The sequence below is a fragment of the Amycolatopsis kentuckyensis genome, assembly GCF_002155975.1.
Lineage (GTDB): Bacteria > Actinomycetota > Actinomycetes > Mycobacteriales > Pseudonocardiaceae > Amycolatopsis > Amycolatopsis kentuckyensis.
Map to the genome: position 1 here is coordinate 1 of NZ_MUMI01000399.1, position 9,685 is coordinate 9,685.

General features: G+C 74.8%; 5 protein-coding genes and 1 pseudogene. 2 read left to right on the plus strand and 4 right to left on the minus strand.

The features are described 5' to 3' along the window. Positions 1–344, minus strand: a pseudogene (locus CCN39_RS33245) (cytochrome P450); the annotation flags it as partial. A 124-nt stretch (positions 345–468) separates the two neighbouring features. After that, the gene (locus CCN39_RS33250; protein ID WP_086848751.1) at positions 469–1,209 is read right to left on the minus strand and encodes a hypothetical protein; all 741 of its coding nucleotides are present in this window, start codon (positions 1,207–1,209) and stop codon (positions 469–471) included. A 105-nt stretch (positions 1,210–1,314) separates the two neighbouring features. Here CCN39_RS33250 and CCN39_RS33255 point away from each other — a divergent pair, with 105 nt between their 5' ends. Then, positions 1,315–2,445 carry a glycine amidinotransferase gene (locus CCN39_RS33255; RefSeq protein ID WP_086848752.1) on the plus strand — a complete coding sequence of 377 codons (1,131 nt, stop codon included), beginning with the start codon at positions 1,315–1,317 and terminating at the stop codon, positions 2,443–2,445. A 36-nt stretch (positions 2,446–2,481) separates the two neighbouring features. Here the strand turns inward: CCN39_RS33255 and CCN39_RS33260 are convergent, their stop codons facing one another. Next, positions 2,482–5,499, minus strand: a complete 3,018-nt coding sequence (locus CCN39_RS33260; protein ID WP_086848755.1) for an amino acid adenylation domain-containing protein — start codon at positions 5,497–5,499, stop codon at positions 2,482–2,484. Beyond that, positions 5,496–8,882 (minus strand): non-ribosomal peptide synthetase, encoded by a 3,387-nt coding sequence (locus tag CCN39_RS33265; protein ID WP_086848757.1) that lies wholly within the window; start codon positions 8,880–8,882, stop codon positions 5,496–5,498. Before CCN39_RS33265 ends, CCN39_RS33260 begins: the two co-directional genes overlap by 4 nt. 189 nt (positions 8,883–9,071) lie before the next feature. On the opposite strand from CCN39_RS33265, the gene CCN39_RS33270 reads away from it, so the two are divergent. Then, positions 9,072–9,685: AMP-binding protein (locus tag CCN39_RS33270; protein ID WP_143264247.1), on the plus strand; the 614-nt coding region annotated here is incomplete at its 3' end.

The following is a 9,685-nucleotide window of genomic DNA, read 5'->3' on the forward strand; positions in this document are numbered from 1 at the left end:
CGCTGCAGCGGCTCGCGCATCCGGGTGTGCTTCGGCGGGTCGGTGGCGGCCATCTGCTGCCCGCCCGCCGGGTCGTCCTTGCCCAGCAGGTTGAGCAGGGTGCCGCGCTGCGAGGTGAAGGTTTCGTGGTCCCGCAGCACCCAGGAGCCGTGCTCGTAGGTGGTCACCGACCAGAACCCCAGGTCGCTGCCGACGGGGTGCCAGCGCACCGGCTCCCGCCGGCGCATCTCGGCCCAGATCGGGTGGGGGTCGCCCTCGGAGTACGTCCGAGGGTCCACGAGGTCGACGGCGTCGAGGTCGATGGTGTTGTCCCCGATCGCGTCGATCGAAGTCGGAATTCGCATGTCGCGCTCTCCCCGTTCGTCGACAGCACGCAGTCGCGGGCCGCCCGGACCATCGAACCGCGCTCCCCCGGGTCGGGATGAGTCCGGAGAACCCCGGACGCGCGACGCCGGTGTAGGGGATTCCTCAGCCGGCCGGGGCGTACCAGCGGGTGGTGGCCCGCGCCAGCAGCGTCCCCGCCTCGTCGTAGAGCGCCGAGCTCGCGGCGAGCCCTCCGCTGCCCAGGCTGTCCAGCGCCGCCACCACCACGCACGGCTGCCCGGCGAGCGGCCGCCGGATCACCTCGGCGCGCATCCAGCCGAGCACCTTCGGCGCCGCGACGAGGTCCGCCGTCCAGCCCGACGGGCAATCCAGCGCCGCCCAGACGAACTCCGCCCGCACCCGGCCGTCGGCGGCGAGCAGATCCGCGTCCGGGACCCACGGGCAGGCGACCGTGCCCGTCCGGTCCGGCACCGGCCCGGGCGCCAGCCGCAGGCCGTCGCCGACGTCCCGGTCCGGCCCGCAGGCGAAGCAGTGCGGGTACGGGTGTCCCCGGCGGCCGCGGTAGTGCGCACCGGCCGCCCGGGCCGCCGCGACCGGCACCGGCGCCGGCGGCACCACCCGGTGGCGGGTGGGTGCGGCGGTGGCGACGAGCGCGTCCCCGTCCCACAGGTGGGCCCGCCGCCCGCCGAACTCGGCCCGCAGCGGCACGCCGAGCCGGGGCGGGGCGTGCAGCGTCACGGCCACCGGGTCCGGGCACACGCCGGCGAACAGCCCGCACGCGTAGCCGCCGTTGGCGCTGTCGTCCGGACCGTTGAAGCGGGCGTCGATGGTGAGCGGCACGCCGTCCACTGTGCCCGGCGGCGCCGGTGCCGCGAAGTCCGACATTCCCCGCACAGCCCCGCGGATACGGGGTTCTCCGGACTGTGGCCACCGCAGGATGACCGGTGGAATGGGGCGAGCAACCGTCCTACAGAGAGATGTGACGAGCCGATGCGGACTGACACCAGAATCGTCAACTCCTGGAACGAGTGGGACACTCTCCAGGAGGTCGTCGTGGGCACCGCGGAGAACGCCTGCTTCGAGCCGACCGAGCCGGGACACCGGCCCCAGGAGCGCGGGCTGCCCGAGCCACGACCGTTCCCCACCGGCCCGAAACCCCGGGAACTCAACGAAAAGGCCGAAGAGGAGCTCGCCGGGCTCGTGTCCCTGCTCGAGACGCACGGGGTCACGGTGCGCCGGCCGTCGCCGCGGGACTACTCGATCCCGCTCAAGACGCCCACGTTCGAGGTGGAGAACCAGTACTGCGCGGTCTGCCCCCGGGACGTGATGATCACCCTCGGCCACGAGATCCTCGAGGCGACGATGTCGCGGCGGTCGCGGTACTTCGAGTACGAGGCCTACCGGAGCCTGGTCTACGAGTACTGGGACCAGGACCCGCAGATGACGTGGTCGGTGGCCCCGAAGCCGTCCATGGCCGACGAGATGTACCGCCAGGACTTCTGGACCTGGCCGCTGTCGAAGCGGCACGAGGAGATGCACAACTTCGAGTTCTGCGTGACGCAGGACGAGGTCGTCTTCGACGCCGCGGACATGGCGCGGATGGGCAAGGACATCTTCGTCCAGGAGTCGATGACCACCAACCGCGCGGGCATCCGGTGGCTCACCCGGCACCTGGAGCCGAAGGGTTTCCGCGTGCACCCGGTGCACTTCCCGCTGGACTACTTCCCGTCCCACATCGACGCGACGTTCATCCCGCTGCGCGCGGGCCTGGTGCTCACCAACCCCGAGCGCCCGATCAGCAGCGGCGAGGAGAAGCTGTTCCTGGCCAACGACTGGGAGTTCGTGACCGCGCCCCAGCCGCTCACCGGCAACGACGAGATGCCCCGCTACTGCCAGTCGTCCAAGTGGGTGTCGATCAACGTGCTCAGCATCTCGCCGTCGAAGATCATCGTCGAGGAGCAGGAGAAGCCGCTGCAGGACCTGTTGTGCAGCCTGGGCTTCGAGGTGCTGCCGCTGCCGTTCCGGCACGTCTACGAGTACGGCGGTTCGCTGCACTGCGCCACGTGGGACGTCCGCCGCGACGGCGGGTGCGAAGACTACTTCCCGAACCAGAACGTGTGAGACCGGGCGGACTTCCGGCCTCGGAAGTCCCCCACCTCAGTCCGTTCCGGCGATCACCCCGGCCACGCTCGCGGGCCGCGACGCGGCGAAGTAGTGGCCGCCGTCCGGCAGTTCCAGCACCCGGACCTCGCGCGCCAGCCGGGACCAGTCCCCCGGATCGCCCTCGTCCGGGACGTCGTCGGCCGCGAGCACCACCGTCACCGGCACGTCGAGCCGGTCGCCCGCGTCGAGGGCGTCCGCGAGGTACCCGCACGCCGCCGCCACGTCGTGCCGGTACGCGTCCGCGAGCAGGCGGCGGTGCGCACCGGACACCTCGGCCAGCTCCGGCCGGCCGCTCTCGGCGAGCTCGGTCACGACCGCCTCGTCCGGCAGCGCCGCCACTTCCGCGGCCTGCGCCCGCCGGGCGCCGCTCTCGCCGGGCAGCTGGGCGCCGAGGTAGACCCGGCGCACGTCGTGACCGCGGGCGAGCAACAGCCGCGCGGTGGCCAAAGCCGCGGCCACCCCCATCGAATGTCCCCACAGCGTCACCGGTCCCGGCGCGAGCTCGTCGGCGACCAGCTCGGCCAGCTCCGCCACCGGCACGGGGGCGGACACACCGTCCCGGCCCGGCGGTTCGACCCCGTACACGGCCCAGCCCGCGGCGGCGAGCTCGCCGGCCAGCGGCACGTACGTCACCGCATTGCCGCCCGCGTACGGGAAGCACACCAGGGTCCGCCCCGCCGGCGGGGTCAGCCGGTGCAGCACCGGGCGCGGCCCGGCCGCGCCGGTGTCGAGGACCGGAGCCAGGTCGGCGAGCACCGGGTGCGCGGTGACGTCGCCGAGCGAGATCGCCCGGTCGAGCTCGATCACCAGCTGCAGCGCCGAAAGCGATGAGCCGCCGGAGGCGAAGAAGTCGTCGGTGCGGCCGACGCGGTCGGGCGCGACGCCGAGCACGGTGGCCCACGCGGCGGCGAGCCTGCGCTCGGCGCCGTCACGCGGCCGCTCGTCCTCCGCCATCGCCCGGTGCAGGCCGCCGGTGATCCGCGCGAGTTCCGTGCGGTCCACCTTTCCGTTGCCGGTCAGCGGAAGCACGTCGAGCCAGTACCAGTCCCGCGGCACCATGTAGTCGGGCAGCACCCGCGCCAGCGCCTCCACCAGCGGCCCCGGCGCCAGCGACGGCGGCGCCGAGTAGCAGGCCACCAGCCGGGCGGACTCGGCGGCGCCGGCCACGATCACCGTCGCCTCCCGCACGCCCGGCAGGCGCAGCAGCCGGTCCTCGATCTCGGCGATCTCGACGCGGAACCCGCGGATCTTGACCTGGGTGTCCCGCCGCCCGGAGAACTCCAGCCGTCCGTCGGGCGTCCACCGGCCGTAGTCCCCGGAGCGGTACAGCCGTTGCCCGGGGAAGAACGGACTCGCGGTGAAGGAAAGTGCGGTGCGGACCGGGTCGTTGACGTAGCCCCGGGCCAGGCACCGGCCGGAGAACACGATCTCGCCGGTCGCGCCGAGCGGGACGGGCATCAGGTTGCCGTCGACGACGTGCACGCCGACCCCCGCGATGGCGCGCCCCAGTGGCACGCGGGAGCCGTCCGGCGCCCGGTCCAGCACCTCGTGGTTGGTGTCGTCGCAGGTCTCGGTGAGCCCGTAGGCGTTGACCAGCAGCACTTCCGGCAGCACCGTGAACCAGCGGCGGACGAGCGCGGCCTTGAGCGCCTCGCCGGTCGCGGACATGCACCGCAGTGCGGGCAGGGGCCGCGGGCGGCGCTCGAGGTGGCCCAGCAGCACCTCCAGGTACGACGGGACGAGCTGGGCGACCTCGACCCGGCTGCGGTCCAGCTCGGCGGCGAACTGCTCGACGTCGAGCAGGGCCTGCTGCGACACGATGACCACGGTGCCGCCGGTGATCAGCGGGGCGAGCAGCTGCCACAGCGAGATGTCGAAGCACTGCGGCGCGGTCTGCGCCACCACCGTGCCCGCCGCCACGCCCAGGTCGCCGATCTTGGCGAGCATGTGGTTGAGCATCCCCTCGTGCTCGCACATCACGCCCTTGGGCTCGCCGGTGGAGCCGGAGGTGAAGTAGATGTACGCGAGCTGCCCGGCCCCCACCGGCGTCCCGGGATCGGCCGCCGGGTGGCCGGCGCGCAGGACCTCGTCCACCCCGCGGGCGCGGATCCCGGGGACGAGTCCGCCGAGCCGGTCGAGCACCGCCGCGCCGACGTCGTCGGTGAGCGCCCGCCGGCACGCCGACCGGGTGACCATGGCGGCGATCCGCTCGACCGGGAAGTGCGGTTCCACCGGGAGGTAGCAGCCGCCGGCCTTGAGCACGCCCAGCACCGCCACCAGCCACGGGATGGCGCGTTCGCTCACGACGGCGACCACGTCCTCCGCGGCGAGGCCGTCGGCCAGCAGGGCGTGCGCGACCTGGTTGGCGCGCTCGTCGAGCTGGCGGTAGGTGAGCTGGTCGAGCCCGGCGACGACGGCGACGTCGTCGGGCCGGGCCGCCGCGGTGTCCGCGATGAGCTGGTGCACCCGGCGGTCGGGCAGCTCGCGGGGTGCCCCGCTGAGCGCGGTGAGCTGGTGCCGCAGTTCGGCGGCGCCGAGCAGGCACTGGTCCGCGTGCGCGGCGTCCGGATCGGCCGCGGCCAGGCGCAGGGCGGTGCGGTGGTAGTCGGCGATCCGGGCGGCGTAGGCGTCGTCGACCCATTCCCGCCGGCACCGCACGACGAGCGTGTCCCCTTCGAGTCCGATGTGGACTATCGCGTCCTCGCCGAGGTCGCCGGCCCCGACGACCGTGTCGCAGCGCGCCGGGACCACCGGCGCGTCGGTGACGTGGGCGATCAGCTCGCGCCAGGTGCGGTGCCCGAGGTCGACCGTCCGCGGGTGCCCGTCGTGGACGGCGGTCACCACCGGTTCGCCGGTCAGCGCGCCGAGAACGACCGCGTGCGCGGCGAACAACACGGTGTCCGGGACGGCGGCCGGCGCCGGGAACCGGTGCTCGGCGACGCCGGTCCGGCCGGTCGCCCAGCGCGGGATGGCCGGAGCTCCCCCGGTCACCCGGTCGGACACGGCGGTCATCGCTGCCCCGCTTCCGCTCCGAGGTGGTCGCCGACCTCGGCGGCCGACATCGCCTGGATCCGCAGCACGATCCCGGCCACCTTGTCGACGTCGACCCCGGCGGCGACCCCGCGCTCGCGCAGCAACGTGGCGAACGCGGCCACCGTCGGCGTCTCGACGAAGAAGTGCAGCGGGAAGTCCATCCGGAAGACCTCGCGCACCTGCGACACGACCTGGGTGGCCAGCAGGGAATGCCCGCCCAGCACGAAGAAGTCGTCGTGCACGCCGATGTCCTTCGCGTCGAGCACCTGCTCCCAGATGTGGCAGAGCACCTTCTGCAGCGACGTCTCCGGCGGCACGGACGCGACCGCGGAGTGGCCGGGCTCGGGCAGCCGGTTCCGGTCGACCTTGCCGTTGGGCAGCACCGGGAGCTCGTCGAGGACGACGAACGCGGCCGGGATCATCGGCGCGGGCAGCCGGGTGGCCAGGTGCCGGCGCAGCTCGGCGGCGTCCGGTGGGGTGGCCCCCGCGCGCACGGTCAGGTAGCCGGCCAGCCGGGGCCCGGCTTCGCCGGTGAAGACCCGCACCGCGACGTGCTCGACGTCCTCATGCGTGCGCAACGCACTTTCGACCTCCCCGGGTTCGACGCGGTAGCCGCGGATCTTGACCTGGCTGTCGAGCCGGCCGAGGAAGTCCAGCTCGCCGTCGGGGCGGCGGCGGGCCCGGTCGCCGGTGCGGTACAGCCGGTCGCCGGCCCGGAACGGGTGCGGCACCAGGGTTTCCGCGGTGTGCCCGGGCCGGTTCAGGTAGCCGCGGGTGAGCTGCACACCGCCGAGGAACAGCTCCCCCGGCACCCCGGCGGGCGTCACTTCGCCGTCCGCGTCGAGCACGTACGCCTCGACCCCGGCGAGCGGGCGGCCGATGGGGACCGGCACCGGCACCGGCCGGGTCACCGCCGCGGCGGTGGCGTCGAAGGTCACCTCGGTCGGCCCGTAGTAGTTCATCAGCACGGCCCCCGGCACCAGTTCCAGGAACCGCTCCGCGGCCGGGGCGGGCAGTTCTTCGCCGCCGCAGACGACGAGCCGCAGCGAGGCCGCGGACTCGGCGAACCGGGGGTCGGCCAGCGCGGTCACCAGCATCGACGGCACGAAGTCGCAGGCGGTGACCCGGTGTTCGCGCAGCAGGCCGAGCAGGTGGCCGGCCTCGGTGTGCCTGCCGGGCTCGGCGAAGACGACCCGGCCGCCCGCGCACAACGGCACGAGCATCTCCCACAGCGACGGGTCGGAGCCGATCGGCGTCTTCTGCAGGACCACGTCCTGCGGGCCGAACCGGTGGCCGGTGACCATCTGCCCCATCCGGTTGGCCACCCCGTGGTGGGTCAGCAGCGTGCCCTTCGGCGTCCCGGTGGAACCGGAGGTGTAGAGCAGGCAGGCGGCGTTCGCCGGGTCGACGGGCACCCCCGGCCGGCCCGCCTCGCCCGCGGTTCCGGTGACGAGCACGGTGGTGCGGCCGGTCATGGCCGGGGCGAGGCCGGGTGCGGTCACGACGACGGCCGGGTCGGCGTCGCGGAGGATCAGCTCGAGCCGCTCGGCCGGCTGGCCGGGGTCGAGCGGCAGGTGGACCGCCCCCGACTTGAGCACCCCGAGCAGGGCCACGAGCAGGTCGGGACCGCGGTGCAGGTAGACGCCGACGCGGTCTTCGCGGCGGACCCCGTGCGCGGCAAGGGCGGCGGCGAGCCGGTTCGCCCGCTCGTCCAGCTCCCGGTAGGTCACCGGCTCTTCGCCGAGCACGGCGACGGCGTCGGGCGTGCGGTCGACCTGCGCCTCCACCAGCGCGTGCATCGTCGTGGGGGCCACCGCGGGCACCGCCGCGCCGCTGGCCTCGGCCAGCACCCGGTCCCGCTCGGCGGGCGGGAGGACCGGGATGGCCGCGAGGGCGAGGCCGGGGTCCTCCGCGACCGCGCCGAGCACCGTCCGCAGCCCGGTGCCGATCCGTTCCGCGGTGCCGGCGTCGAACAGGTCGGTGGCGTAGACCAGCCAGCCGGAGTAGCCGCCGTCGCCGTCCGGGGCGAGTTCGAGGCTGAGGTCGAGGTCGGTGCCCACGCGGGGCAGTTCCTCGTTCACCACTTCGAGCCCGCTCAGCCGGGGCGCGCCGAGCGGGACGTTGCGCAGGGCGAACAACACCCGCGGCAGGTCGGGCCGGCCGCCCTGCCGGGTCACGCCGGCCTCGCGCACGACCTGCTCGAACGGCACGTCCTGGTGCTCGAAGCCGGCCAGGCAGACCGCGCGGACCCGGCCCACGAGCTCCCGGAACGACCCGGCCCCGGCCAGGTCGACGCGCAGCGCCAGGGTGTTGACGAAGAACCCGACGAGCCGTTCCAGCTCCGGGCGCGACCGCCCGGCCACGGGGGTGCCCACCACCAGGTCCGGCTGCCCGGACCAGCGGCGCAGCACCACGGTGAACGCCGCAAGCAGCACCATGAACGGGGTGGCCTCCGCCGCCCGGGCGTGCGCGTCCAGGGCGGCGACCAGGTCCGGCTGGATCCGGACCGGCACCGAGGCACCGCCGAAGGTGGGCCGGACCGGGCGGGGCCGGTCGCCGGCCAGTTCCAGCGGGGGCGCGCCGTCGAGGGCCTGGCGCCAGAAGTCCAGATCGCGGGCGACGGCCTCGGCGGGCCGGTCGCGCTGCCAGAGCGTGTAGTCGCCGTATTGGACGGGCAGCTCGGGCAGGTCCGGCGGCCGGACGGCCACGGCGGCGCCGTACAGCTCGGCGAGCTCCTCGACCAGCACGCCGAGCGACCACCCGTCGATGACGGCGTGGTGGACGCACAGCGCGAGAACCCACTCGCCGGGCCGGTCGGTGACCCGCCACAGCCCGGCCCGCAGCAGCGGCGGCACGGCCAGGTCGAACGGTTCCCCGGTCAGCCGCCGCACGTGGGCGTCGACCTCGGCGGCGGTGCCCGAGCCCTCGGCGAGCGGCACCTCGGCGGCGGCGTGCACCACCTGGCTCGGCACGTGGTCGCCGCCGACCTCGAACCCGGTGCGCAGCGGCTCGTGCCGCGCGACCAGCCCGGCCAGCGCCACCCGCAGCGCCGCGGGATCGGGCGTGCCCCGCAGCCGCAGGCGGATCGGCAGCAGGTAGGTCACCGAGCCCGGGTCGAGCTGGTGCAGGTAGTAGAGCCGTTCCTGGCCCGCGGAGCAGGGAAGCCGATCGGTGCCGGGCGGACGGCGGGGGATCGTCCCGGCCCGCGCCCGCTCGGCATGGCGCGCGCCGAGCCGGCTGAGCAGCAGGGCCCGGCGCTCCTCGGACAGCTCGCCGACGGCCCGGGTGAGCCGGTCGGAGTCGGACAGCCCACCGACGGCCCGGTTCGGCCGGTCGGAGTCGGACAGCTGCTCGTCGGTCATCCGGCGTCTCCCTAGGCCACTTCGTCGCACCCGCCCGGTCGAGGCTTCCCGCCCGGACGGGCCCGGGAAAGTCGGGGATCCCTCCGCCGCCGTCCCCGGCACATCAGGGAGTTCCCTGACTGGCAGCCGGATGGCGGCCCCGACACGCTCAGGTCGCGGGCGGCACCACCCCGCGACGTCTGGAGGATCATGCTCGAGGGAGTCAGCGTCGGGGAGGCACCGCCTCGGGAGGTGCTCGCCGCGCTCGTGGCGGTCACCGCCCGGCGCACGCACAGCGAGACGGTCGCCGTGACCGGGGACGTCACGGTCGAGCTGGACCTGTCCGCCGACCCGACGTTCGCCGAGCTCAGCGCCGAGGTCGCCGGGCTGGCCGGCCCGGCGTACCACGTCGGCGGCATCCGGCTGGACGTCAGCGATGGCCGGGCTTCGCTGCACGGGACGTTCACCGGCCAGGTCGAGCGGGCGCTCGCCGACGGAACGCGCGCCCCCTCACTCCGGGTGTCGGAACTCGACCTCGCTTCGGACGCCGACCGCCGCCTGGTGGCGACGTTCGAGGGCGGCAACCCGCCCCCGGCGCCCCCGAGGCTCGTCCACGACCTGGTCGACGAGCGCGCCCGGCTGACCCCGGACGCCCCGGCGCTCACGGCCGGCGGCACGACGGTGCCCTACCGCCGGCTGGCCGAGCGAGCCGGCGTGCTGGCCGGAAGGCTGGTCGAGGCGGGGGTGCGCCCGGGCGAGGTGGTGGGCGTGCTCGGCGACCGGTCGATCGGGCTGATCACCGGGCTGCTCGCGGTGCTCAAGGC

What these genes read in the sequence shown, in the direction of transcription:
- CCN39_RS33250 (WP_086848751.1), bottom strand. Translation starts at nt 1,209, where the DNA reads ATGTCGGACTTCGCGGCACCGGCGCCGCCGGGCACAGTGGACGGCGTG.
- CCN39_RS33255 (WP_086848752.1), top strand. Translation starts at nt 1,315, where the DNA reads ATGCGGACTGACACCAGAATCGTCAACTCCTGGAACGAGTGGGACACT.
- CCN39_RS33265 (WP_086848757.1), bottom strand. Translation starts at nt 8,882, where the DNA reads ATGACCGACGAGCAGCTGTCCGACTCCGACCGGCCGAACCGGGCCGTC.
- CCN39_RS33260 (WP_086848755.1), bottom strand. Translation starts at nt 5,499, where the DNA reads ATGACCGCCGTGTCCGACCGGGTGACCGGGGGAGCTCCGGCCATCCCG.